Raw genomic sequence first — 25,742 nt, 5'->3', positions numbered from 1 at the left:
ACGCGCAGCGGCTCGTAGGGCTCCTCCGCGTCCAGCTGGAAGCGGTTGACGCCGACCACGACCCGCTCGCCGGAGTCGGTCTCCTGGGCGATGCGGTAGGCGGAGCGCTCGATCTCGTTCTTCTGGAAGCCGTGCTCGATGGCGTTGACCGCGCCGCCGAGGTCCTCGACCTTCCGCATCAGCTCCAGCGCGGCCTCCTCGACGTCGTCGGTCATCTTCTCGATGACGTAGGAACCGGCGAACGGGTCGACGGTCGCGGTCACGTCCGTCTCGTAGGCGAGGACCTGCTGGGTGCGCAGGGCGAGCCGCGCGGACTTGTCGGTCGGGAGGGCGATCGCCTCGTCGAAGGAGTTGGTGTGCAGCGACTGGGTGCCGCCGAGCACCGCGCCCAGGCCCTGGACGGCGACCCGGACCAGGTTGACCTCCGGCTGCTGGGCGGTCAGCTGCACCCCGGCCGTCTGCGTGTGGAAGCGCAGCATCAGCGACTTGGGGTTCTTGGCGCCGAACTCCTCCTTCATCACCCGCGCCCAGATCCTGCGCGCGGCGCGGAACTTGGCGACCTCCTCCAGGATCGTCGTGCGGGCCACGAAGAAGAACGACAGGCGCGGGGCGAAGTCGTCGACGTCCATGCCGGCCGCGACCGCCGTACGGACGTACTCGATGCCGTCGGCGAGGGTGAACGCGATCTCCTGCGCGGGAGAGGCGCCCGCCTCGGCCATGTGGTAGCCGGAGATCGAGATCGTGTTCCACTTCGGGATCTCGGCCCGGCAGTACTTGAAGATGTCGGCGATCAGGCGGAGCGAGGGCTTCGGCGGGAAGATGTAGGTGCCCCGCGCGATGTACTCCTTCAGCACGTCGTTCTGGATCGTGCCGGTGAGCTTGTCGGCGCTCACGCCCTGCTCCTCGGCGACCAGTTGGTAGAGGAGCAGCAGGAGGGCGGCGGGCGCGTTGATCGTCATCGACGTGGAGACCCTGTCCAGCGGGATCCCGCCGAACAGCACCCGCATGTCGTCGACGGAGTCGATGGCGACGCCCACCTTGCCGACCTCGCCCGAGGCGATCGGGGCGTCGGAGTCGTGGCCCATCTGGGTGGGCAGGTCGAAGGCGACCGACAGGCCCATCGTGCCGTTGGCGATGAGCTGCTGGTAGCGGGCGTTGGACTCCGCCGCCGTACCGAAACCGGCGTACTGACGCATCGTCCACGGCCGGCCGGTGTACATCGACGGGTACACACCCCGCGTGTACGGGTAGGCGCCCGGCTCGCCCAGCTTCTCCGCCGGATCCCAGCCCCGAAGGGCATCCGGCCCGCAGACCGGTTCGATGGGCAGTCCGGACTCAGACTCGCGCGCCATGGTGAGAGGGCCTTTCGGGGGGCGTCGGGTGGTGGAGGAGGTGGGCGGCGCGGGCAGGCGATGGCGTCCGTTGCCGCAGGTCAGCCACGCCTGCGACGTGGCGGACGTCCTACTCGGCCATGTAGGTCCGGTAGATCCAGTCATACACGCGCAGAGAACGTCCGTCGACGTTCCGCACCTCGGCGGTTTCCTCGAAATGCTCGTAGCGGTTCTGGACACTGAGCTTGACCCGATCCGTGAACTCCTCGACCCGGTGCACCCGCAGGTTCTCCGGGATGTCCTTTCCACCCGACAGGAAGATGTTGGGTTCCGCGGGACGGCCGTCGTCACTCCGCAGGATGTTGTCGGGGCGGGCCTGGGCAGTGCTGAGGATGGTGCCGGTCATGTGCGAGTCCTCTCACGCAGGGCGCTGTGAACAGGCGAACTGACAGGGGTGGGAAGGCGCGGCCGTGTGGGCGGCGCTCGCTGATCGACGGTGCGGAGGTCCGCTGCGCGTCGGTGCGCCAAGGGACACAACGGTCATGGAAACGCCACAAGGGGCTGTCGCGACTTGGCTATATCGACTGTTGCCGAATCAAGAATCAGCTTGGCGTCGATCTGTGGCGCCTGTCAACCACTTCCCGGAACTCAAGGATGACGATCTTCCCCGGCGGGAGTGGAGCGGGCGGCACCCGCAGGAACGCGAGACAGCGGCGGCGCAGCCGCAGACGGCGGCGCGCACGGAAGGGCCCCAGGAGAGGTGGACCCGGAGGAAGGACCAGGGATCTCCACGGACACCACGGCGGACCACCGGACGCCCGGGCGCCGCGCGTCGAGCCCGCTTCGCAAGGTCCGGCGCGGCTCAGCCGCCGGCGGCAGGGCACGCCTCAGGAACACCTGGCACGACGGGGCGCAGTCGCTCGCGACGGGGCTCGACAGACGCGTCGGAACGCGCTTCAGTCGCGGGTGGTGAGAAATCCGGACAGTGCGGCAAGGACCGTGGGGGCGAGTCGGTAGTAGACCCAGGTTCCGCGCCGCTCGGACAGCAGCAGGCCCGCTTCACGGAGCTTCTTCAGGTGATGACTGACCGTGGGCTGGGAAACGCCGACATCGGCGATGTCGCACACGCAGGCCTCACCGTCAGGATGAGAAGCGACCTTGGAGAACAGACGCAGCCGCACCGGGTCCCCCAGCGCCTTGAACATGGCGGCCGTGACCTCGGCTTCCTCATCGGTCAGCTCCCGGTCCGTGAGGGACGGGCAGCATGGTGGAACGGAGGCGGTGGCCGCCAACTGCGCTAGCTTCGACATGCATCTATGTTGACACCGGTTGCACCTCCTGCCAAGATCGTTTGATTCGATGTTCATCTAATCATGAGCTGGGGGAAGCATGACCGACGTGCGCACCGCCGATGCGAAAGGGCCTGCGAGGACGGCCGTCGTCTCGGGGGCCGGCAGTGGGATCGGTGCGGCCACCGCACGGGCACTGGCTCGCGACGGTTTCGAGGTCGTCCTGACCGCACGCCGGTCCGACCGGCTGGAAGCCGTCGCCAAGGAGATCGTGGACGAGGGCGGAACGGCCCGGGTGTTCACGCTGGACGTGACCGACCGGGAGGCGGTTCTCGCCTTCGCCGACCAGTTGCCGGCGTGTGACGTGCTGGTCAACAACGCGGGCGGAGCCTACGGGACGGAGCACGTCGAGAACGCCGACCCCGGCGACTGGCGGTCCATGTTCGAGGTGAACGTGGTCGGTGCGCTGCACATGACCCAGGCGCTGCTGCCGAGCCTGAGAGCCTCCGGCGACGGAGTCGTGGTCGTCATCTCCTCCACCGCCTCGTTCACCTGCTACGAGGGCGGCGGCGGCTACAGCGCCGCCAAGCACGGTGCCCACGTACTGGCCGAAACTCTGCGCCTGGAGGTCTGCGGGGAACCGCTGCGGGTGGTCGAGATCGCTCCGGGCATGGTCCACACCGAGGAGTTCTCCCTCAACCGCTACCGCGGGGACCTGGACAAGGCCGACGCCGTCTACGCCGGGGTCCCTGATCCACTGGTCGCCGAGGACGTCGCCGACGTGGTGACGTGGGCGGTGACCCGGCCGCCGCACGTGAACATCGACCTCCTGGTGGTGCGGCCCCGGGCGCAGGCGGCGCAGCACAAGGTGCACCGCGCCTCCTGACACCGGGCCGTCGCCCTGTACCGAGCCGAAGCCGAGGTGGTTGCCTCTCCCCGGGCGGGAGAGGCAACCACCTCGGCGTTGTTCAGCAGCCGGGGGCGCCGGGTGCGTCGAACATGTCGGCGGCGTAGGCGGCCAGCTGCAGGGCGGCGGTGTGGTCGATGCCGAGTTCCGTGGCAGCGGTCAGCACGGCGTCCGAGGCGGTGGCCGATGTACCCAGGTGCTTGGCGGTGGCGTGGAGAAGCTGCTCGTGCTGGTCCTTGGTCAGGCCGAGGCGCAGCGCGAGGGCCTCGCCCCCGGCGGTCACCGAGCACACCCCGGTCTCGGGCAGCTGCAGTTCGACCGACCGGGCGGCTTCCATGTCGCCGGCGAGGGCGGCGGCGATGGAGCGGACCTGCTCGTAGCCGGTGAGCATGAGGAAGGTCGGTGCGCGACCGTAGCTCTTCATGCCGACGGCGAAGTACCCCGGTTCGGGGTGGGCCAGCTCACGGTAGCCGTGCGGGGTGACGGTGCCGCAGGAGTGCTGGTTGGGGTCGATCAGCGGCGCCAGCGCGCGGGGCGCGGACATGATCGGGTCCAGTTCCAGGCGGAGTTCGTCGGCGATGCGGTAGTCGGGCCTGAATCCGGTGGCCGCGACGATCCGGTCGGCGGTGAGGGTCTGCTCGGTGCCGTCCGTCCCCCGGGAGATGAGTTCGACCTGGTCGCGAGTGGGATCGTCGCCCAGTCTGCGGACGGCGTGGGTGCGGAAGTCGGCCGCGAGGGCGACACGGCCGGTGTCCACGAGCATCTTCAGGCCGGATCCGATGGCACCGCGAGCGGGCAGTTCGTCGTCGCTGCCGCCGCCGAAGGAGGCGGCCGGGTCGGCTCCGCGGATGGCCCAGGTGATCGTGGTGCCGGGCGCGGTGTCCGCCAGTTCGGCCAGGGCGAGCAGGGTGTTGGCCGCCGAGTGGCCGGCGCCGACGACGACGGTGTGGCGTCCGGCGTGCTGTTCGCGGTCGGCCCCGAACACGTCGGGCAGACCGTGGTTGATCCAGGCGGCGGCTTCCTGCTCGCCGTGGGCGGGCAGGCCGTTGGCGCCGACGTGGTTGGGCTGGCGCCAGGTACCGGAGGCGTCGATGACGGCGCGGGCGAGCAGTTCTTCACCGTCGGCCAGGCGAAGGACGAAGGGGGCCGCTTCCCGGCCGGCGGTGCGCAGCCGGTCGATGCCCAGCCGGCTGATGGCGGTGACGGCGGTGCCGTAGCGGATGTGGGGGGCCAGGGCGGGCAGTTCGGCCAGCGGCTGGAGGTACTGCTTGACGAGGTCGCCGCCGGTGGGCAGGGCGGAGGCGTCGGGCTCGTCCCATCCGGAGGCCGCGAGCAGACGGCGGGCGGCGGGGTCGGTGTTGAACTCCCAGGGGCTGAAGAGCTGAATGTGGGACCAGGCCTGTACGGCCGGTGCCGCGGCGTCGCCGACCTCCAGAACGACGAAGGGGACGTTGCGTTCGGCCAAGTGCGCTGCGGCGGCGAGGCCGACGGGGCCGGCTCCGATCACGGCGACGGGAAGGCGGTCGGGGCTGAGGTCAACCACGGTGCGGTGTCCTTTCACGAGGGGCGGGGCGGAAGTCAGGCATCTCGCGCGGTGCCGGGCGAGGACGGCACGAGGTCCTCGCCGCTGTCCGCTTCAACGGGCTGCTCGGTCCGCTGCTCTGCCCGCTGCCGTAATGCGGCGATCGCGGCACAGCAGGAGCTGGACTGCTCGGCACCGGCGGGGCCGGCGGGTTCGCTCATCGGGATCGGCTCCTGTCGCGGCGGTTCAGACGGCGACGCTGGAGCGAGCGCATCACAACCGCCTATATAGACAAACAACGAATCAAAGCCCCAGCCTCACCCTTGCTTCGATGAATGTCAACCTCGCGCCTCAGCCTGGCAGACTGTGACGAGCCTCACTCCGCGCCGCGTTGCGCGGGCACCTCACGTCGGGCCAATCTCGATACATGTCGAAACAGCGGGGGTAGCGGCACGGGGAACACCCACCCAGTGCCACAGCGACATCGGGGAACAGCGGCTGTGCCGACAGCCGTGCCCGGCCCGTGAACGGTCAGTGCGCTCGCCCCGCACGCGACCGCTCAGCCAGCGGAGCCGGCTTTCTCCCACCTCACTCCCGTTCCGTCCTCGGTATGTGCGCCCGCCACCGGGCCGGCTCCTGTTGCCGTCCCGCCGCGCCCGTACCGCAGTTCCTTCCGTGCTGCTTCACCAGTGAACGGCTTCGCCATGCCCGGAAGGACATCCATGCCTCACGACTCCACCCGCGCGGCTGAGACCGCAAGTGAACCGATCGCCATCATCGGCATGGCCGGACGGTTCGCCGACGCCACCAGTCCCGACCAGCTCTGGGACATGCTGCTCCAGGGCCGCGACGCCATCACGGACATCCCGCCCGAGCGCTACGACATCGACGCCGTCTACGACCCCACCCCCCGCACACCCGGCCGTACGGTGAGCCGGTGGGGCGGCTTGCTGCGCGACATCGACGCATTCGACGCGGAGTTCTTCGGCGTCTCCCCCCGCGAGGCCGACCGCATGGACCCCCAGCAGCGGTTGCTGCTGGAAGTCGCCTACGAAGCCCTCGAGGACGCAGGCCAGCCCCTCCCCCGCATCGCGGGCACCGACACGGGCGTGTTCATCGGCCAACTGGGCGGTGACTACTGGCACCTGCAGTACGACAACCGCGATCAGCTCGACCTGTACGCCATGACCGGCGCCGCCTCCCGCGCCATCACTTCCGGCCGCCTGTCGTACGCCTTCGACCTGCGCGGGCCCAGCTTCACCGTCGACACCGCCTGCTCCTCCGCGCTCGTGGCGGTCCACAACGCCGTCCAGGCGATCCGGCTCGGCGAGTGCCCGATGGCGATCGCCGGCGGCGTGAACCTCGTGCTGCTGCCGGAAGAAGGAGTCGTCTACTCCGGTGCCGGCATGCTCGCCTCCGACGGCCGCTGCAAGTTCGCCGACGCCTCGGGAGACGGCTTCGTACGCAGTGACGGCATCGGCGCGGTCATCCTCAAGCCGCTGTCGGCAGCCCTGGCCGACGGCGACCGCGTCCGCGCCGTCATCCGCGGCTCCGCCGTCGGCAACGACGGCCAGAGCAGCGGCTACCTGGTCACCCCCGCCGTGGAGGGCCAGCGCGACGTACTGCGCCGCGCCTACGCCAACGCCGGTGTCGACCCGGCCGACATCGACTACATCGAGGCCCACGGCACCGGTACCAGCGTCGGCGACCCGGTCGAACTCGAGGCCCTGGCCGACATCGTCGGTCCGCGCCCGCCCGACCAGCGCTGCCTGGTCGGCTCGGTGAAGACCAACATCGGTCACGCCGAGGCGGCTGCCGGGATCGCCGGCCTCATCAAGGCCGTCCTGTGCCTGGAGAACAAGACCGTCACGCCCAACCTGCATCTGAAGAACCCCAACCCGGCCGTGGACTGGGCCAACCTGCCGCTGACCATCCCCACGAAGGCCACGCCGCTGCCCGAGCGGGACCGGCCCGCCATCGCCGGGGTCTCCAGCTTCGGATTCTCCGGTACCAACGCCCACCTCGTCCTCGAAGCCGCTCCCCAGCCGTCCGCCCGCGACACGGACGCCCGGGCGTCGGCCACACCGAGCGAGCTGCTGGTGCTGTCCGCCCTCAGCCCCGAAGCCCTGGCCGACGCCGCCCGCACCATGGCCGACCACCTCGAGGGTCCCGGCTCCGAACACACCCTGCACGACATCTGCTACTCCGCGGCGCTGCGCCGCACCCCTCACGACGCCCGGCTCGCGCTGCCGTCGGCCGACCACGCCGAGGCCGCCGCCGCGTTGCGGGGCTTCGCCGAGGGCGAGGACGAGCCCGGCCTGTCCTTCAGCGACTACACCGATCCCGAAGCGGCACCCAGGGTCGCCTTCGTCTTCCCCGGCCAGGGCTCGCAGTGGCCCGGCATGGGCCGTGAGCTCCTGGACGGCGAACCGGTATTCCGCCACGCCATGGAAGCCTGCGACGAGGCCATCAGGACCGAGACCGGCTGGTCGGTCATCGAGCTGCTGCGCTCCGCGGACGAGGAGCGGCTCAAGCAGCTCGACGTCGTCCAGCCCACTCTGTGGGCCATGGAGATCGCCCTGGCCGAACTGTGGCGTTCCTGGGGCATCGAGCCGGACGTGGTCATCGGACACAGCATGGGTGAGTCCGCCGCCGCCTACATCTCCGGTGCACTGTCGCTGTCCGACGCCGCAGCGGTCATCTGCCGCCGCAGCCGACTGGCCAAACGCCTCTCCGGCCGCGGCACCATGGCCTGGGTCGCCCTGCCCGCGGACGAGGCCGCGGCCGCCCTGGCCGGTCACGAGGACAAGGTGGCCGTCGCCGCCATCAACAGCCCCACGTCCACCCTGCTGTCCGGTGACGTGGACGCCATCGCCCAGGTGCTGGCGGCCCTCGACGCCAGAGGTGTCGACAACCGGCGCGTCAACGTCGACTTCGCCTCGCACTGCCCGCAGATGGACGCCCTGCGTGAGGACCTGCTCGACGAGCTGTCCCACCTCACCCCGCGCGCGGGCCGCATCCCGCTGCACTCCACCCTCCTCAACGAAGTGATCGACGGCTCCGGCATGGACGCCGACTACTGGGTGCGCAACATCCGCCAGCCGGTCGACTTCGTGGGCGCGGTCCGCAGCCAGCTCGAACTCGGCGACACGGTGTTCGTCGAGGTCAGCCCTCACCCGCTGCTCGTGGCCGGTATCCGCGAGACCAGCCGTACGGCCACCGGCGCGGACACCACAGCAGTGGGCAGCCTGCGCCGCCACACCGACGAGCGCGAGGCCCTGCTGACCTCGGCTGCCGCCCTGCACACGGCCGGCGCCCACCTGGACTTCACCACGCTGACCAGCGGCGGCCGTTACGTGCCGCTGCCGACCTACCCGTGGCAGCGCACCCGCCACTGGATCAGCCGCACCCACACCCTCACAGCGCCCGCCGCCGCGGCACCGGCCGGGCCGAAGTCGAGACCCCAGCACGTGCATCCTCTGCTGGGCCGACCGATGCCCGCCGAGGGCACCACCCGCACCTGGCAGGGCCCCCTGCGCCTCGCCGACAACGCCTACCTGCGCGATCACTGCATCCAGGACACGATCATCCTGCCGGGCACCGCCCACCTGGAACTGATCAGCACAGCCGTGCGCACCGAACTGGGTTCCAGCGCGATGTCGTTGAGCGACGTGCACTACCACCGCGCCCTCTTCCTGGACGAGGACGGGCCCGCGCCCGAAGTCCAGGTCACTCTCACCCCTCGCCCGGACGCCTCACTGCACTGCCGCATCCACAGCCTGGACGCCGACACCGGCGACTGGACCCTGCACACCGAAGCCACCGCCCGCGCCGTGCCCGGCGGCACCCCCCAGCCCGGCGAACCGCTCCAGGCGACCCGCGCCCGCCTGCCGCAGCACCAGGACGCCGACGACTTCTACCCGTGGAACGCCGCACGCGGCAACCAGTGGAACGGCACCTTCCAGGGCATCACCGAGCTGTGGCGCACCGACGGTGAAGTCCTCGCCCGGCTGACCTGCCCCGCCCCGCTCGTGGACGGCCTCGCCCTCCACCACTTCCACCCGGCGCTCCTGGACGCCAGCGGCCACGCCATGGCCGCCGCCCGCCCCCTGACCGCCCCCGGTGAGGAAGGCGTCTTCGTCCTGGGCGGCATCGACGAGGTCCGCTTCTACCAGAAGCCCTCCGCCTCGATGTTCAGCCACGCCAGGCTGCTGCCGTCCTCGCGTGAGGACTCCTTCGTCGCCGACATCGACATCCGCGCCGACGACGGCCCTCTGATCGCCCAGATGCGCGGCCTGCGCCTGCAGTACCTGGCCGGCCACGCCCCTGACCTGCTCGCCCCCCCCACCGAGGATTCCGTGACACCACCCCGCGCTTCCGACACCCCGGCCCCCCTCCACGGCGACGCCCGCGACACCTGGCTGCACACGCTCACCTGGGACCAGGCCCCCCTGCCCGCCCCCGACACAGCCGCCACCGAGGCGGAGGGGTTCTGGCTGGTGCTGACCGACAGCGGGTCCAGCGGGCGGGCTCTGGTGCGAGAACTGACCGGCCGCGGGCAGCGCGTGGTGGCGGTCACCGCCGGCGCGGGCCGCCTGGCTGGAGGCGGCGACCGCTACCGCATCGACCCGTCGGACGAAGAGCACTACCGCGAGGTCCTGGTCGACGTCGCCCGCTACGGCGCCTGCCGCGGCATCGTCCACCTGTGGGCACTGGACGCCCAGGCCGGTCTGGACGCCACTCCCACCGAGATCCGCCGCGCCCAGCTGCTGGCCGCGCACAGCGTCCTGCACCTCACCCATGCGCTGGAGAAGGAACCGCTCGGGCGCCCGCCGCTGTGGCTGGTCACCCAGCTCTCCCAGGCCACCGGCACCGGCGAGCAGGTGCGCCACCCCTTCCAGGCCATGTTGTGGGGGCTGGGCCGCACTCTGGCCGCCGAGGCCCCCGCGCTGCATCCGCGCCTGGTCGACCTCGACCGGTCGGCAGCCGGCGTCCCCGCCCTGGCGGATCTGCTGCTGCACGCGGACCAGGAGGACCAGATCGCGCTGCGCGACGGTCAGCGCCTTGCAGCCCGGCTGCGCCCGGCGGACGCCGCCGCCCGCCCGCCGCAGAAGCTGTCGCTGCCCGCGCCGGGTGTCATCGACGACCTGCAGCTGCTCGAGACGCCCTCGCGTGCCCTCGCCGCGGACGAGGTCCGTATCCAGGTCAGCCATGCCGGCGTCAACTACCGTGACGTGCTGCTGAGCCTGGGCATGTACCCCGGACAGGACGACAGGCCGCCGGTGATGGGCTGGGAATGCGCCGGCACCGTCATCGAAACCGGCCGCGCCGTCACCGACGTCGTGGTGGGCGACGAGGTCATCGCTTTCGCCGAGGGGTCCCTCGCCTCCGAGGTCGTCACCCGTGCCTGCCTCACCGCCCCCAAGCCGGCCCGGCTGACCGCGGCCGAGGCCGCGACACTGCCGGCCGCCTACCTCACCGCCTACCACGCGCTGAACGACATGGCCCGCCTGGAGCGCGGCCAGAAAATCCTCATCCACACCGCCACCGGCGGCACCGGCCGAGCAGCACTGAACGTCGCCCGCTGGAAGGGAGCCCGCGTCTTCGCCACCGCGGGCAGCGACGCCAAGCGTGAGCTGCTCACCGAGCTCGGTGTGGAGCAGGTCGCCGACTCCCGCAGCCTCACCTTCGCCGAGACCTTCAAGGCGGCCGTCGGCGAAGAGGGCTTCGACGTCATCTGCAACACCCTGGCCGGCGAGGCCATCGAAGCGAACCTGTCGCTGATGGCGCCGTACGGGCACTACCTGGAGCTCAGCAAGCGCGACATCCTCGACAACAACTCGTTGCCGCTGGGTGCCTTCGCCCGCAACCTCTCCTTCCACGCCATCGACGTCGTGCACATGATCCAGCACGCCCCCGAGCGCGCCGGCCGGGTACTGCGGGCCGCCGCCGCCCTGGTCGAACGAGGCGACCTGGAGGCGCTGCCGCACACGGTCTACCCGGTCGAGAAGGCGGCCGATGCCTTCCGCCTGATGGCCCAGTCCCGCCACACCGGCAAGATCGTGCTGTCCTTCGCCCCGGCATCCGCTGCGGCGACAGGACCCCGCGGGCGGGCTGTGACCGTCCACACCGACGGCACCTACCTGATCACCGGCGGGGCGGGCGGCATCGGCGGCCGACTGGCCCTGTGGCTGGCCGACCAGGGCGCCCGGCACCTGCTGCTCACCGGCCGCAGCGTGCTGCCCGACCTCGACGCGCCAATGGCCTCGGACCATCCGCAGGGTCCTGCTGTCGCCGTGCTCAAGCAGCTGCGCGATCGCGGCGTGCACGTGACGTACGAGGCAGTGGACGTCGCTGACGCTCAGGCCATGCAGACGATGCTCGAAGCCCGGCGCCGCACCGGACTGCCGCCCGTGCGTGGTGTCTTCCACGCGGCCGGGGTCATCGACTACACCCCGTTGAGCGACATGAGCGGCGCCGAGATGGACCGGGTACTGGCGGCCAAGGTCTCCGGGGCGTGGAACCTGCACCGGACGCTCGGCGGGGAATCGGTGGAAGCGTTCGTGCTGTTCTCCTCCGGTTCGGCCCTCCTCAGCTCTCCCATGCTGGGCGGATACGCTGCCGGCAACGCCTTCCTCGATGCGCTGGCCCACCACCGTCATACCCGGGGGCTGCCTGCCACGGTCGTCAACTGGGGTTTCTGGGACAGCGTCGGCATGGTGGCCCGCAAGGAGGAGCAGGAAGAGCGCACTCTGCTGCCGCAGGGCATGGCGTCCTTCAGCCCGGCCGACGGGCTGGCACTGCTGGGCAGGATCCTGGCCGAGGGCAGAGTGCAGACCGCGGTGCTGCCGGCCGACTGGCCCGCATGGGCCCGTGCGTATCCGAGTGCCGCGACGGCTCCGTTGCTGCAGCACCTGACCGGCGACCACCGGCCCGGGCAGCAGGAACCCGTCCGCGTGGAGCGGGTCGCCGAGCCTGCCGTGCCGTCGCAGGCCGCCGTACCGCGCCCGGTCGCATCCGAGGCGTCGGCCCCGGTCGCTGGACCGTCTGTTCCGGAGCCCGTGGCCGCTGCCCGGCCCGCACCACAGAGCGCTACGACCGGACAGGCAGTGCCCAGCGAACTGCTGGACTTCCTCAAGCAGGAAGTCGCCGTGGTCATGGGACTGCGCGCCGAACGCGTCAACGTCAGCCGACCCCTGAACCGGCTCGGCATGGACTCCCTCATGGCCGTCGAACTGCGCAACCGCATCGAACGCCGCTACCAGATCAAACTCCCCATGGTGCAACTCCTCAAGGACGGCACCGTCACCACCGTCGCCCAAGCCCTGGCCACCGAACTCAACTCCGCAGACACCACGACGGAAACCACACCGGACGACGCCGCGGCACCCGCCACGACCCACGACGCACCGGTGCGGGCCTCTGCCGCGCCGGTCACGCCCGAGGTGGCTGTCCCGGTCGCTGGACCGTCTGTTCCGGAGCCCGTGGCCGCTGCCCGGCCCGCACCACAGAGCGCTACGACCGGACAGGCAGTGCCCAGCGAACTGCTGGACTTCCTCAAGCAGGAAGTCGCCGTGGTCATGGGACTGCGCGCCGAACGCGTCAACGTCAGCCGACCCCTGAACCGGCTCGGCATGGACTCCCTCATGGCCGTCGAACTGCGCAACCGCATCGAACGCCGCTACCAGATCAAACTCCCCATGGTGCAACTCCTCAAGGACGGCACCGTCACCACCGTCGCCCAAGCCCTGGCCACCGAACTCAACTCCGCAGACACCTCGGCCTGACCGAGCGAGTGACGAGGACCGACTCATGAAGACCACCGACATTCGCATCGCCGGGCTGGGCACGTACGTCCCCGAGATCGTCGACGCCCGCAAGGCCGTCGCCCTCGGCCTGTACGACGCCGACGACTACGAGTTCTACGGCTGGACCGGCGCCGCGGTCGCCGGCGACATGCCCGCTCCGGACATGGCGATCGCCGCCGCCCGGCAGGCCATGGACCGCTCCGCGCTGCACCCGCACGACATCGACTTCCACATTCACGCCTGCGGCCACGAGCAGGGGCCCGAGGGCTGGTCGCCGCAGCATTACATCCTGCGGCACCTGACCGACCGTGACGTGCCCTCCTTCCGCGTCTGGCAGGCCTGCAGCGGCCTGATCGGCTCTCTGGAGCTGGCCGCCTGCTACCTCAAGGCCGTGCCCGAACGCAACGCCGCCCTGCTCACCGGCGCCGACAACGTCGGCACCCCGAACTTCAACCGTTGGGCCTTCGGCATCCAGAACGGGGTCCTCGGTGACGGGGGCAGCGCGGTCCTGCTGTCGAAGTCCGAGGGTTTCGCGAGCCTGCTGTCCATCAACACCGGTTCCACCGCCGAGGTGGAGGAGCAGTACCGCGGCACCGAGCCGCTCTTCCCGCCGTCGCTGACGGTCGGCCGCGGCATGGACTTCAAGGAGCGTCTGGCCGCCGCCGGCGGCCTGGAGGAGACCGTCGCCGAGGTCGTGCGCCGCCAGGGCGAGCTGCGCACCGAGATAGCGCTGCGCACCCTGGCCGAAGCCGGCCTGGAACCGGGCGACGTCACCCGTGTCTGCCACGTCTTCACCGGCCAGGAGAGCTACCTGAAGGTCATCCTCGACCCGATGGGCCTCTCCCCCGAGCAGGGCCTGCTCGACTTCGGCCGCAATCTGGGTCACATGACGGTCAACGACCAGATCGTGGGCCTGACGCATCTGGTGGAGACCGGGCAGGTCGGGCCCGGCGACCACGTCCTGATCGTCGCCCACGGTGGCGGGGTGTCCATCACCTGCGCCGTCGTACGCATCGACGAGCGGCCCGGCTGGGCCGCCGGCTGACCACCCGAGCTCGTCCGCCGGCCCCGCCACGGGGCCGGCGGACGGCATGTCCGCTCACTCGCACCACCATCCTGGGGGGCATCCGTGCAGAACCTCGCCTCATCACCCTTGCTCGACGCCGAGGCGCTCATATCCGGCTTCGGACTGCTGGGCATCATGGCCACCGTCTTCGCCGAGTCCGGCCTCATCGTCTGCTTCTTCCTGCCCGGGGACTCACTGCTGTTCACAGCGGGGTTACTCGTGGCCAACGACCAGATCCTCCACCAGCCCCTGTGGCTGGTCATGCTCGCCATCACCGTGGCGGCCGTCCTGGGTGACCAGTTCGGCTACGCCTTCGGACGGAAAGTGGGCGGCGCCCTCTTCCGGCGTCCCAACTCCCGTTTCTTCAGACGGGAGAACGCCGAACGTGCTCAGGAGTTCATGCTCAAGCACGGCCCCAAGGCCCTCGTGATGGCCCGCTTCATCCCCGTCTTCCGTACTTTCATCCCCATCACCGCCGGCGTCGGCCGCATGACCTACCGCACGTTCTTCCTGTTCAACGTGCTGGGCGCGGTCCTGTGGTCGGTCAGCCTGACCCTGGTCGGCTACTACCTGGGCCAGATCGCCTTCGTCCGCGACAACATCGAGGGCATCGTCATCGGCATCGTCCTCGTCTCGGGCATCCCCATCATCATCGAGGGCATCAAGATGCGGCGCCGCGCCCGCAGTGCCCAGGCCGCAGACCCGGCACCGTCCACCGAACCGGCCGCCACCCCCGAAACGGAGCTGCCCCGCATATGATCTCCGCACCAGAATTCTGCGACCTGCTGGCCGAGCGCGGTTTCACGTTCGCCAGTGGCGTCCCCTGCTCTCATTTCGGCGGACCGATCGCGCATCTGAGCACCCGACCGGGCCGCTACGTGCCCGCCCCGAACGAAGGCAACGCGCTGGCGGTGGCCGCCGGTGCCGCCCTGGGCGGGCAGCGCGCCTACGTGATGCTGCAGAACTCCGGTCTGGGCAACCTCATCAACCCGCTCACCTCGCTGGTGATGACCTACCAGTTGCCGATCCTGACCTTCACCAGCCTGCGCGGCTGGCCGGACCCGGCCACGGACGAGCCGCAGCACGCGGTGATGGGGCCGGCGACCCCCGGGCTGCTCGACAGCGTCGGCACCCCGCACCACACTCTGTACGCGCAGGACGGGGTGGAGGAGTTCTCCGCGGTCCTGGAGAAGGCGGAGAAGGACCTGGCCGAGCAGCGGGCGCCGTTCGTCCTGGTCGAACGCGGTGCCATCGGCAAGGCCACGGCGGCCAACTCCCCCCACACCGGGGGGCTGCCCGCATCGGAGGCCATCCGGATCGTCACCGCCGCCGCGCCGCAGGCCGCTGTCGTCGCCACCACGGGCTTCACCGGCCGCGACACGTTCGCCGTGGCCGACGCGCCCGGTGTCTTCTACATGCAGGGCTCCATGGGCCACGCCTCCTCCATCGGCCTCGGCGTGGCGTTGACGCACCCGGAGCGGCCCGTGGTGGTCCTGGACGGGGACGGCGCGCTGCTGATGCATCTCGGCGCGTTGTCGATGATCGGCAGTGAGGCGCCCGCCAACCTGATCCACGTCGTGCTCGACAACCGGGTGCACGAGTCGACGGGCGGGCAGGCCACCACGTCGGCGACCACCTCGTTCGCCGACATGGCGACAGCCGCTGGCTACGCCAGCGCGGTCGTCTGCGACCGTGAGGACGCCCTGCAAGCCGCAATGCTGCGGGCCCAGGCTGCTCCCGGCCCGCACCTGGTCTGCATCAAGACGCTGCCCCGCACGGGTGCCGTCCCGCCGCGCGCGACCAACGCGCTGAGCACGCTGGACATCCGGAACCGTTTCCAGAGCGGTCTGCAACAGTGAGCCGCCGCTACTGAAGGGGGGTGTTCCGCGCGACGCGCGGAACACCCCCCTTTGCCCAAGCCCTCGTGGCCTCAAGCGCCTTGGGCCGTCACCGGCTCCTCGGCCCCGGTCTGGAGGCAGGCCGCCACCGTCTCGGGGTCCGTGGCTGCCAGGCTGGCGAACATGCGCAGCGGTTCGGCCAGGGTCTGGCAGCACATCACGTATTGATTGCTGCGGCCCTTGGGAATCGCCTCGACGAGGTTCTGTTCCCGCAGCGGAGCCAGGTGGTGGCTGACCAGGGTCTGGCTCAGACCGGTGGCCTCCTGCAACTCCTTGACCGTGCGGGGACGCTGGGCGATCAGCAGGATCAGGGTGAGCCGGGTCTCGTCCGCCAGGGCCCGCAGTTTGGGCGCCAGCATCTGTGCCCGCTCGTGCTCGCTGAGCCACTGGGCGGGGTCGCTGACCGCCACCCTGAGTTTCGACGGCCGGGCCATCGCCACCTCCCTCTCGCCCGTGAGCCGGCTGTCCGGCTCGGACCCGGGCCCGGCGTGCGGTCCGGGCCGGGCTGCGGCTTCGATCCTATGCATGGTCGCTTCCCCGGTCCTCAGGAGGTGGCAGGTGCGTCGACGGTGTCGCTTCGGGGGCCGGCTTCGGCCTGCGCCGTGCCGTCGTCGTCGCTGACACGGGCCCGGGGCAGGACGAACGCGGCGGCCAGGGCACCGACGACGGCGACGCCGACGGCGATCAGCAGGGTGGTGGCGAATCCGCCGACGAACGACTGCTGCGCGGCGTCGAGGAGACGCCGGCCGGTGGCGCCGCCGAGCTGCTGGGCGACTGCCGACGCACCCGCCAGGGACTCGTGTACCGCTTGCCCGGCCTCGCCCGGCAGCTGAGCGGCCCGGGGCAGGTCGTCGCGGTACAGCGTGGTGATGACGCTGCCGCTGATGGCGATGCCGAGTGCTCCGCCGACCTGCATGCCCACGTCCGCCACTGCGGAGCCGGCTCCCGCCTGGCGTGCGGCGGAGACGACCAGGATGGCGTCGACGGCGGCGGGCAGGGCGATGCCCATGCCCAGGCCGAACACGGCCAGCCCGATGAGCGCCTGCGCCTCGTCGTCGACCGTGAGCCCGGCCAGGACGCCCAGTCCCGCGGCGCACAGCAGCAGGCCGGACACCACCGTGGCCTTCAGTCCCGTGCGCTCCACCAGCTTCGCCGACAGGGGGGCGCCCACCATCATCGTGCCGATGGCGAGCATCCGCAGGCCCGCGCCCAGCGGGTCCAGTTCGAGTACCGACTGCAGGTACTGGGTGAGCAGGTACAGGCCGCTGTAGAGCCCGAAGGACGTGCAGGCGATCGCCAGGGCGCCGCCGCCGTAGCGGGCGTTGAGGAACAGGCCGACGTCGAGCATCGGATGGGCGGTCTTCCGCTCCCACAGGACGAAGGCGACCATCAGGACCACGCCGACGAAGAGGGAGCCGAGCGTGATGATGTCGCCCCAGCCGTTGTGCGGGGCTTCGACCAGGCCGTAGACGATGGCGACGAGACCGGCCACCGACAGCAGGGCGCCGACGAGGTCCAGTCCGGGATGGCCCTCGGCCTTGGACTCGGGGATCAGCTTGGCTCCGCCGATCAGGGCGATGGCCGCCAGGGGCACGTTGATGAGGAACATCGACCCCCACCAGAAGTGCTCCAGCAGCAGGCCGCTGACGAGCGGGCCGAGCGGTACGCCGACAGCGGCGGCACCCGACCAGATGCCGATGGCCTTGCCCTGTTCCTCACGCGGGAACACGTCCTTGATGATGGCGAGGGTGGCGGGCATCATCAGTGCCGCCGAGACGCCCATGAGGGTGCGGAAGGTGATCAGCATCTCGGCGTTCGAGGCGAACGCGGCACCCAGGCTGGTCAGTGCGAAGGCGCCCGTACCGATGGAGAGAAGCCGCTTGCGGCCGAACCGGTCGGACAGGCCGCCGGCCATGAGGAGCAGTCCTCCGAAGGCCAGGGCGTAGGAGTCGACCATCCACTGCAGCTGGCTGCTGGTGGCGTCCAGGTCCTTCTGGATGCTGGGCAGGGCCAGGTTCAGGATGAGGGTGTCCAGGCCGATCAGCACCAGGCTCAGGCACAGGATGTTGAGAATCTGCCATCGGCGGGGATGGCCGGCGGAGCGGTTCACTTGCTTCTCCTCGAACGCAACAGGTCGGTGCCCCGTAGGGCGGCCGGGCCGGCCGTGCCCGCGGGGGATCGAGAAGCAGGCCGGCCACCGGCCACGTCAGACTAAACAGCATCAGCCGCTATCAACAGTAAGCGCTATTGATAACGGTCCACTTTGTGCACCGGTTCCGGCCATCTCCGCCGACCCTTCACAAGTCACTCTCGATTCGGCCTAGTTACTGTGCTGGCGTGCCGAAACACACGCACTGCGACGAGTCCTGCACGAAGCGATGCCCCCCGAACGACGAAGGCTCCGCGCCTCGTCAACGGGCTGATGGGACCGCGACTACCTGGGACAATCACCCATTTCACGATCTCCGCCTACCCCGCAGCAGAGATGGCGCGATCGTTTCCAGGGCTACCGGGAAACACTCGAATACTTTGACCGTCATCGATAAATTGAGCGAGAAGCAGCACGGAGGGCCTGTGCAAGGACCTCTGAACGGGGCGCCAGGGGGGCTGGAAGACATGCGTACATCCAGTGGGCAACAACTCGCAGCCACACCACCGCCGAAGCGGCGGTAGCACCCCATCACCTCTTCTGTCATGGAACCCGTGCGTGGCGGCACGGCCCTGACATCACCTCAGGCACCACGTCGCACAAGCGCAACGGAGCGCGCTCGGCACGCGCTCCGTTGCGCCCACAAGGCTGGAACTGTCACCGGCGACAGCAGTTCATGGCCTTCCTGTAGTTGAAGGGGATAACGATGTCAGTTCACGCCCAGCCATGCCTTGCTCTGGTGGGAGACCGCGGCAATCACGACGAGCCGTCCCACCCCAAGATCGACGCAATGCGCGAGCAGTGGGGCCTGACCACCGAGTGGATACCGACCACCGAGATCAGCGACGCCTCCCTTCTGGAGGGCTTCGACGGCATATGGGTGGTGCCGGGGGCGCCGTACTTCAACCAGAAGGGCGTGCACATCGCCGTCCGCCATGCCCGGGAGCACCAGGTGCCGCTTCTGGGCACCTGCGGCGGCTTCTTCAGCGCCCTGATCGAGCACGCCCAGAACGTGCTGCAACTGCCGGAAGCCATGGGCGTCGACGAGGATCCCGAGAAGCTGATGCCTCTCGTCACTCCGCTGAAGTGCTCCTTTCGCGGAGAGATGGCTCCCTTGAAGGTCAAGGAGGACTCCCGGCTCGCCGGCATCTACGGCACGACCGAGGTCGAGGAGATCTTCCACTGCGACTACGGGCTGACCGACACCTTCATGGACGCCGCCAACCAGGGCTCGCTGCAGCTCAGCGCCTGGGACGTCGACGGCGCACCGCGCGCACTGGAGATCACCGGTCACCCGTTCTTCATGGGCAGCCTCTTCCAGCCCGAGCTCTCGTCCGCGCCGGGAGCCGAACACAAGATCATCAAGGCCTTCCTGGCTGCCGTACGCACCCAGGCCACCGCGAACGCCAACGCGCTGCCGACGCTCGCCTCCTGACCCGAAGGCACATCTGCTTGCGACAAGGCCGTGCGGCGCGCCCGCACGGCCCGGGCACCGCCATGCCCGCCTCGTTCCCCACACCAGGCGGAAGGATCCCCTCGTCTCCATGAAGCATGATCAGCACGGTCTTTCCCGACGCGGTTTCGTCCGCGGCAGCGTCATCGGTGGCGCCGGCCTTGGAACACCGATCCTGCTTCCGGTGATTTCCGCACACGCCGCCGAGGCATCCGCCACGGCCGGTGGGCCATCCGCTGCCGGCGGTCGGCCGGGCACGGACTTCACCGACCAGTCCGCTGCGCTGACCCCGGACAAGACCGTCGCCACGGCCTGCCAGTTCTGCAACTCCAACTGCCGGCTCAACGTCGATCTCAAGGCCGGCCGGGTGCTGGCCGTGCGCGGTGAGGACAGCGACCCCGTCCAGCAGGGCCAGGTGTGCGTCAAGGCCGAGCTGATGCCCCAGCTCGTCTACAACACCGAGCGGCTGACCCGTCCGCTGCGCCGCGTGTCCGGGACGAAGGGCTCACCGCACTCCAAGTTCGAGGCCGTGAGCTGGGAAGAGGCCCTTCGAACCATCGCGAAGAGATTCCTGGCACTGCGTGACGCAGGGCAGGCGCACACCATCGCCAACCGCACCACCGGCCGTCTGCCCCGTGGCACCGGATCGCTCGTGGCCCGCCTGTTCGCGATGCTGGGCAGCCCCAACAACACCGACGTCGGCCCGGTGTGCAACGACGCCGGCGGCAACGCCCTGGCGACGACCTTCGGTCTGGGCAACTTCACCAACGGCTACGGCACCGACGGCGCGACGGGCGAGGACGACCTGGGCTCGGCCCGCCACTACCTGTTCCTGGGCACCAATCAGGCCGAGACCCACCCGGTGACCTTCGACTATCTGCTGCGCGGTCGCGAGAAGACCAAGGCGCCCCTGACCGTGGTCGATCCGCGCCTGACTCCGACCGGAGCCGTGGCCGACCGGTGGGTGGCGCCCAAACCGCACACCGACTTCGCACTGCTGCTGGCCATGCTCCACCACATCGTGGAGAAGGAACTGTACGACAAGGCGTTCGTCGAACGCTGGGTGGTGGGCTTCGACGAACTCCGGGCCCATCTCGCCGAACACCGGTACACCCCGGCGTGGGCCGCGAAGGTGACCGGTGTGAAGGCCGAGGTCATCACCGAGATGGCCGTGGAATACGCGGCGGCGAAACCGGCGGCGATCTTCTGCAACGCCGGAATCTCCCACCAGCTCGGCGCCTTCGACACCTACCGGGTCGCCACCTTCCTGGCCGCGGTGACCGGCAACATCGGACAGCCGGGCGGCGGCTGCAACTTCATGCACAACACCTGGCCCGGCGACCTGCACCTGCCGCCGCTGAAGGCCGAAGTGCCCAAGCGGCGCGAAGCACTGCCGGTCGGCCCGGACTACTTCGCCGAGTCCATCCTGACGAACAACCCCTACCGGCTGCGCGCGGTGATGACCCAGGGCAACCCGCTGGTGTCCTCCGCGAACACGACCAAGGTCAAGAAGGCCTTCGAGCAGCTCGACTTCTACGTCTACACCGGCCTGTTCATGGAAGAGGCCGCGTACTACGCCGACATCATCCTCCCGGTCTGCAGCGGGCTGGAGATGGAAGGCGTCTACATGCGCCGCGACGACCGGGCCATCCGCTGGCAGGAGCAGGCCGTCGACCGGGTCGGCGAGTCACGGCCGGACTGGGAGATCTGGATCGGCCTCGCGCACGCGATGGCGGAACTGGACACCCGCCGTCCCGCCGCCGAGTGGCACGCGGCGTTCCCGAAGCGGTGGATGGACTACCGGCAGCTGTGGGACGACTTCGTCGCCCACACTCCCGGCATGGGCGGGATGCCCCGTTCACGGATGCAGAAGCGCACCGAGCCGCTGCGCTGGCCGTGCCCCACCGAGGACCACCCCGGGGTGAGCACCCTCTACCTGGACCACCCCAGCTGGTACCGGGCCGCCGAGTCGCTGGACCCGGCCAACCGGGGCAAACGCTTCCTCACGCCCAGCGGCAAGGTCGAGATCACCACCCCGGCCCTGGAGAAGAAGCTGGCGGTCACCGGGCACGGCGCCCTGCCGGTCTTCTACACACACCCCGAGGTCACCGGCAAGAACCCGACCCTGGCCTACAGCCGCAAGTTCGTCACGAACCCCCTCAACCCCCAGGCCGTCACCCATCCGGTTCGCCTGGGAGTGCCCGGGAGCGACGCGGTGCACCGTGACTTTCCCCTGATGGGCATGACCGGCCGGCCCAGTGTCGTCCACTTCGCCGAAGTCACCCACTGGACGCCGACGGGCAAACAGCTCAACGGCATCCGCTTCATCCAGATCCACCCCGACACGGCACGCCGCTCCGGCATCGCCGACGGCGACGACGTCCGCGTCGAGAGCCCTCGCGGATCGGTGACGGGCACAGCGCTGCTGTGGGAGGGGATCAGGACAGACACCGTGTTCGTCCCGAACACCTTCGGCCCCGCCCAGAAACTGGGCGACCTCTTCGACGACCCGCGTTACGAGGCGGCCAACACCCTCCCCGACGACCGCTTCTACGACAACCTCTCCGGCCAGCAGGCCTTCAAGTGCTTCGCCTGCCGCGTCGTCAAGGCCTGAAGCACCGAACGAGTACAGGCACCACCCACCCGTTTCCCACTGCTGGAGGCAACACATGTCCGCCACGCCCGACCCGCGCCTCAAGGCCGAGTCCGTCACCGTCCGGACACTGGCCGGTTTCGACGAGACCGTGAAGGTCCTGGGATCCAAGAGCTACACCAACCGCTACCTGGCCATCGCCTCCCTGTCCGGGCAGGAAACCGTCATCGACAACGCGCTGCTGTCGGACGACACGGTTTACCTCTCCCGCGCCATCGAGGCGTTCGGCCACGTCACCTGCGACATCGACCACACCACTGCCCGCATACGCGTCACGCCCACGGGCAAGCCGATGCGCGCCCCGAGCGAGGAGATCTTCGTCGGCGGTGCGGGCACGCCCCTGCGGTTCCTGATCTCCATGGCCGGGCACGCCGAGGGCACCACGGTCATCACCGGCAACGCCCGCATGCAGGAACGTCCCATGGGAGACCTGCTCAAGGCGCTGCCCGCGCTCGGTGTGGACGCCACCGCGGTGCGCGGCAACGGCAGCCCGCCCATCCGCGTCGTGGGCGGCTCCTTCAAGGGCGGCGCCACCTCCATCAGCGGGGCCGTCTCCAGCCAGTTCACCTCGAGCCTGATCATCAACGCACTGCGCGCCCAGAACGCCACCGAGATCACCATCAGCGACGAGCTGGTCTCCAAGCCCTACGTGGAGATGACCCTCGCCGCGCTGAAGGAGATGGGCGTCGACGTCGACCGGGACGGCTACCGGCGCTTCAGCGTTGCGGCAGGGCAGCAGGCCCGCGGCGGGCAGGTCACCGTCGAGCCAGACGCCTCCGGCATGTCCTACTTCCTGGCCGCCGCCGCCATCCTGGGCAGCCGCGTCGTCATCCCCGGCATCGGCTCCGGCTCCCACCAGGGTGACGTCCACCTCGTCCGTGCTCTCGAGCGGATGGGCTGTCGCACCGAGGTCGGCGACGACTCGATCACGCTGACCGGCGGCCCTCTGCAGGGCATCGACATCGACATGGAGGCCATGCCCGACGTCGTGCCCTCCCTGGCCATCGCCGCCGCGTACGCCGAGGGCACCACCCGCATCACCAACATCGCCTCCCTGCACGTGAAGGAGTGCGACCGCATCGCCGCGGTCACCACCGAGCTGCGCAAGATGGGCATCGAGGTCGAGGAGCACGCGGACGCGATGTACATCACCGGCGGTACCCCGCACGGCGCGACCATCGACACCTACGACGACCACCGCATCGCCATGACCTTCGCCGTCGGCGGGCTGCGCACCGAGGGCGTGGTCATCAAGGACCCCGGCTGCGTGGCCAAGTCCTTCCCCACCTTCTGGCAGACCCTCGACACCCTCCACCCCGACCTGGAGAGCACCAAGTGAGCTCTTCCGAAACGGTGTTCACGGGACCGGGCATCCTGCTGGTGCTCGACGGCTGGGGCCACGCCGACGCGTCCGACGACAACGCCCTGGCACTGGCGCACACCCCGGTCCTGGACGCATTGGTGGCCGGCCGTACGAGCACGCTGGCCGAGGCCTCGGGCGAAGCGGTCGGCCTGCTCCCCGGCACGGTCGGCAACTCCGAGATCGGTCACATGGTCATCGGGGCCGGACGGCCCCTGCCCTACGACAGCCTCCTGGTCCAGCAGGCCATCGACACCGGCGCCCTGCGCACGCACCCACGGCTGGACGCGCTGCTGGAGAAGATCGTCGGCTCCTCCGGCGCGCTGCACCTGATCGGTCTGTGCTCGGACGGGCAGATCCACGCCAACGTCGAGCACCTGGGCGAACTGCTGGCCGCCGCGGCCGCGCACCGGGTACGGCGCGTCTTCGTCCATGCGATCACCGACGGCCGGGATGTCGCCGACCACACGAGCGAGGCCTATCTGACCCGGGTGGCCGAGCTGGCCGCCCGGGCCGGGGTGGGGCAGATCGCCACCGTCATCGGCCGCGGCTACGCCATGGACAAGGCCGGCAACCTCGATCTGACCGAGCAGGCGGTCACCCTAGTCGCCGACGGTCGCGGCGTGTCCGCCGACAGCGTCCATGCGGCGGTCACCGCCGGCGAGCGCGGCGACGAGTGGGTCCCCGCGACCGTACTCACGGCCGCCGATGACGCGAGCGTCGCCGACGGGGACGCGGTGCTGTGGTTCAACTTCCGCAGCGACCGCATCCAGCAGTTCGCCGACCGGTTCAGCGAGCACCTGACGGCCACCGGCCGCTCGGTGGACATGGTCAGCCTGGCCCAGTACGACACCCGCACCGCCATACCCGCTCTGGTCCAGCGCACGGATGCCTCCGGCGGCCTCGCCGACGAACTCACCGCGGCAGGGCTGCGCACCGTCCGCATCGCCGAGACCGAGAAGTTCGAGCACGTCACGTACTACATCAACGGCCGTGACGCGACGGTGCGCAGCGGGGAGGAGCACGTGCGCATCACCGGGGAGGGGAAGCCCGACTACGTCGCGCGCCCCCGGATGAACCTCGACCGCGTCACCGCGGCAGTGGTGGAAGCCGCAGCCCGCCCGGAAGTCGACCTCGTCGTCGCCAATCTGGCCAACATCGACGTGGTCGGGCACACCGGTCGTCTAGCAGCCACCGTCACCGCCTGCGAGGCGACCGATGCCGCGGTCGGCCAGGTCCTGGAAGCAGCCAGGGACAGTCACCGGTGGGTACTCGCCGTCGGTGATCACGGCAACGCCGAACGCATGACCAAGCAGGCCCCGGACGGCACCGTCCGGCCCTACGGCGGGCACACCACCAATCCAGTGCCGCTGGTGATCGTCCCCCCGGACGCCGGCACACCCACACCCGCGCTGCCGGAGACGGCCACGCTGGCCGACGTCGCCCCCACCGTCCTGCACCTGCTGGGACACAAACCCGGATCCGCCATGACAGGAAGGCCCCTGCTGTGAGCCCACTCGCCCAAGCACCCACCGCCCCGGCCCCGTGGCCTCGGTCTCCGGCGCTGTCCGGCTGTCTCGGCAAGCCCCACATCGCGGCCGCCTTCGCCGAGAACGCCACCGTCCGCAGGCTGGACGCCGACGGCATCGAGGGCGTGCTCCACGAGCCCGCTGACCGCTCCCGCGTGGTGCTGGGCCTGCACAACCCGTCCTCGGCGGAAGCCCGTGTCAACCTCAGCACCCTGCTGCCCGAACGCGCCGACTGCACCTGGCGCTTCCTCAGCGGCTCCCTGCACACCAGCGACGCGGCCGACGGCATGTACGTCCACCTGGACGCGGCCGGCACCGCGTGGCTCACCGCAGCCCCGTAGAGGAGGGCGTCGGAACCGGGCCATGAGACCCGGTCACCCCGTGTCCGGGCACCGACGGACACGGAACACCGGCACCGCCTCGCTAGATCCACCGCAGCCTGCGCGGGGCAGCCTCCCACGGGTGCGCTGTCCCGCGTTTCTCTTTCAGGGCACCGCCATCCCCGAAGGATCTGACATGCACACATCCACATCTCTTTCGAGACCGGCTCGGGCAGCCAGCACCACTGCCCGCCCGGCCGGTCCGCTTTCCCTCACCCGCACGGCCTCTGTCTTCCCTGCCGGCGCCGCACGGTCGAGCACCGCGGCCAGGAGCAGTCGGCCCATGCCTTTCCGGCCGGTCCTTCCCCGATCGTCACACCGGTGACCGCCCGAGGGGCGCCGCACCACGCCCCGCCCCACGTCGTCCCACGTACCGCGGTCACGCACGAAGGAAGGG

At 70.1% G+C, this 25,742-nt stretch carries 17 protein-coding genes; 10 read left to right on the top strand and 7 right to left on the bottom strand.

The window, feature by feature from the left end:
* From B9S61_RS37550 to B9S61_RS37540, 3 genes are all read right to left on the bottom strand, one after another.
* The coding region (locus B9S61_RS37550) for a methylmalonyl-CoA mutase (RefSeq protein WP_103546163.1) at positions 1-1,352 on the bottom strand (1,352 nt) is incomplete at its 3' end.
* A gap of 109 nt (positions 1,353-1,461) precedes the next feature.
* Entirely contained in the window at positions 1,462-1,737 is a 276-nt protein-coding gene (locus B9S61_RS37545; protein WP_103546162.1) for a DUF5988 family protein, read from the bottom strand.
* A gap of 550 nt (positions 1,738-2,287) precedes the next feature.
* A complete protein-coding gene (locus B9S61_RS37540) occupies positions 2,288-2,641 on the bottom strand; it encodes a helix-turn-helix transcriptional regulator (protein WP_103546161.1) in 354 nt (117 codons plus the stop codon).
* A 79-nt stretch (positions 2,642-2,720) separates the two neighbouring features.
* On the opposite strand from B9S61_RS37540, the gene B9S61_RS37535 reads away from it, so the two are divergent.
* A complete protein-coding gene (locus tag B9S61_RS37535; protein WP_181007716.1) occupies positions 2,721-3,506 on the top strand; it encodes an SDR family oxidoreductase in 786 nt (261 codons plus the stop codon).
* 82 nt (positions 3,507-3,588) lie between these two features.
* On the opposite strand, the gene B9S61_RS37530 is transcribed toward B9S61_RS37535, so the two are convergent.
* Positions 3,589-5,070 (bottom strand): NAD(P)-binding domain-containing protein, encoded by a 1,482-nt coding sequence (locus B9S61_RS37530; protein WP_103546160.1) that lies wholly within the window; start codon positions 5,068-5,070, stop codon positions 3,589-3,591.
* Positions 5,071-5,105: 35 nt separating this feature from the next.
* Positions 5,106-5,270, bottom strand: a complete 165-nt coding sequence (locus B9S61_RS41335; RefSeq protein ID WP_181007715.1) for a hypothetical protein — start codon at positions 5,268-5,270, stop codon at positions 5,106-5,108.
* A gap of 501 nt (positions 5,271-5,771) precedes the next feature.
* On the opposite strand from B9S61_RS41335, the gene B9S61_RS37525 reads away from it, so the two are divergent.
* The 4 genes from B9S61_RS37525 to aepY all read left to right on the top strand — a co-directional run bounded on the left by B9S61_RS37525 (position 5,772) and on the right by aepY (position 15,782).
* Positions 5,772-12,836 (top strand): type I polyketide synthase, encoded by a 7,065-nt coding sequence (locus B9S61_RS37525; RefSeq protein ID WP_103546159.1) that lies wholly within the window; start codon positions 5,772-5,774, stop codon positions 12,834-12,836.
* Between the two features lie 25 nt (positions 12,837-12,861).
* A complete protein-coding gene (locus tag B9S61_RS37520; RefSeq protein WP_103546158.1) occupies positions 12,862-13,902 on the top strand; it encodes a ketoacyl-ACP synthase III family protein in 1,041 nt (346 codons plus the stop codon).
* 84 nt (positions 13,903-13,986) lie between these two features.
* Positions 13,987-14,682 (top strand): DedA family protein, encoded by a 696-nt coding sequence (locus B9S61_RS37515; protein WP_103546157.1) that lies wholly within the window; start codon positions 13,987-13,989, stop codon positions 14,680-14,682.
* The gene (gene aepY, locus B9S61_RS37510; RefSeq protein ID WP_103546156.1) at positions 14,679-15,782 is read left to right on the top strand and encodes a phosphonopyruvate decarboxylase; all 1,104 of its coding nucleotides are present in this window, start codon (positions 14,679-14,681) and stop codon (positions 15,780-15,782) included. The genes B9S61_RS37515 and aepY overlap by 4 nt, the downstream gene beginning before the upstream one ends.
* 71 nt (positions 15,783-15,853) lie before the next feature.
* Here the strand turns inward: aepY and B9S61_RS37505 are convergent, their stop codons facing one another.
* Together B9S61_RS37505 and B9S61_RS37500 are read right to left on the bottom strand one after the other, a co-directional pair.
* Positions 15,854-16,255: a helix-turn-helix transcriptional regulator gene (locus B9S61_RS37505; protein ID WP_103546155.1), complete on the bottom strand. Its 402-nt coding sequence runs from the start codon at positions 16,253-16,255 to the stop codon at positions 15,854-15,856.
* A 110-nt stretch (positions 16,256-16,365) separates the two neighbouring features.
* A complete protein-coding gene (locus B9S61_RS37500) occupies positions 16,366-17,931 on the bottom strand; it encodes an MFS transporter (protein WP_103546154.1) in 1,566 nt (521 codons plus the stop codon).
* A 745-nt stretch (positions 17,932-18,676) separates the two neighbouring features.
* On the opposite strand from B9S61_RS37500, the gene B9S61_RS37495 reads away from it, so the two are divergent.
* The 5 genes from B9S61_RS37495 to B9S61_RS37475 all read left to right on the top strand — a co-directional run bounded on the left by B9S61_RS37495 (position 18,677) and on the right by B9S61_RS37475 (position 25,306).
* Positions 18,677-19,405, top strand: a complete 729-nt coding sequence (locus B9S61_RS37495) for a hypothetical protein (RefSeq protein ID WP_103546153.1) — start codon at positions 18,677-18,679, stop codon at positions 19,403-19,405.
* Positions 19,406-19,514: 109 nt separating this feature from the next.
* Positions 19,515-22,037 (top strand): molybdopterin-dependent oxidoreductase, encoded by a 2,523-nt coding sequence (locus B9S61_RS37490; RefSeq protein WP_181007714.1) that lies wholly within the window; start codon positions 19,515-19,517, stop codon positions 22,035-22,037.
* 55 nt (positions 22,038-22,092) lie between these two features.
* Positions 22,093-23,415 (top strand): 3-phosphoshikimate 1-carboxyvinyltransferase, encoded by a 1,323-nt coding sequence (gene aroA, locus B9S61_RS37485; RefSeq protein WP_103546152.1) that lies wholly within the window; start codon positions 22,093-22,095, stop codon positions 23,413-23,415.
* A complete protein-coding gene (gpmI, locus tag B9S61_RS37480; RefSeq protein WP_103546151.1) occupies positions 23,412-24,947 on the top strand; it encodes a 2,3-bisphosphoglycerate-independent phosphoglycerate mutase in 1,536 nt (511 codons plus the stop codon). The genes aroA and gpmI overlap by 4 nt, the downstream gene beginning before the upstream one ends.
* A complete protein-coding gene (locus tag B9S61_RS37475; RefSeq protein ID WP_103546150.1) occupies positions 24,944-25,306 on the top strand; it encodes a hypothetical protein in 363 nt (120 codons plus the stop codon). The genes gpmI and B9S61_RS37475 overlap by 4 nt, the downstream gene beginning before the upstream one ends.
* The last annotated feature ends 436 nt before the right edge of the window (positions 25,307-25,742 follow it).

The organism is Streptomyces sp. SM1 (assembly GCF_002910825.1).
GTDB classification, from domain to species: Bacteria; Actinomycetota; Actinomycetes; order Streptomycetales; family Streptomycetaceae; genus Streptomyces; species Streptomyces okerensis.
Note: the sequence above shows the minus strand (reverse complement) of the source record. Positions and strands in the feature narration are given on the sequence as shown.

Bases quoted from the DNA above. Each gene is read 5' to 3' on its own strand.
- aepY (WP_103546156.1), top strand. From the start codon at position 14,679: ATGATCTCCGCACCAGAATTCTGCGACCTGCTGGCCGAGCGCGGTTTC.
- B9S61_RS37535 (WP_181007716.1), top strand. From the start codon at position 2,721: ATGACCGACGTGCGCACCGCCGATGCGAAAGGGCCTGCGAGGACGGCC.
- B9S61_RS37520 (WP_103546158.1), top strand. From the start codon at position 12,862: ATGAAGACCACCGACATTCGCATCGCCGGGCTGGGCACGTACGTCCCC.
- B9S61_RS37495 (WP_103546153.1), top strand. From the start codon at position 18,677: ATGTCAGTTCACGCCCAGCCATGCCTTGCTCTGGTGGGAGACCGCGGC.
- B9S61_RS37505 (WP_103546155.1), bottom strand. From the start codon at position 16,255: ATGGCCCGGCCGTCGAAACTCAGGGTGGCGGTCAGCGACCCCGCCCAG.
- B9S61_RS37545 (WP_103546162.1), bottom strand. From the start codon at position 1,737: ATGACCGGCACCATCCTCAGCACTGCCCAGGCCCGCCCCGACAACATC.
- B9S61_RS41335 (WP_181007715.1), bottom strand. From the start codon at position 5,270: ATGAGCGAACCCGCCGGCCCCGCCGGTGCCGAGCAGTCCAGCTCCTGC.
- B9S61_RS37540 (WP_103546161.1), bottom strand. From the start codon at position 2,641: ATGTCGAAGCTAGCGCAGTTGGCGGCCACCGCCTCCGTTCCACCATGC.
- B9S61_RS37490 (WP_181007714.1), top strand. From the start codon at position 19,515: ATGAAGCATGATCAGCACGGTCTTTCCCGACGCGGTTTCGTCCGCGGC.
- B9S61_RS37525 (WP_103546159.1), top strand. From the start codon at position 5,772: ATGCCTCACGACTCCACCCGCGCGGCTGAGACCGCAAGTGAACCGATC.
- aroA (WP_103546152.1), top strand. From the start codon at position 22,093: ATGTCCGCCACGCCCGACCCGCGCCTCAAGGCCGAGTCCGTCACCGTC.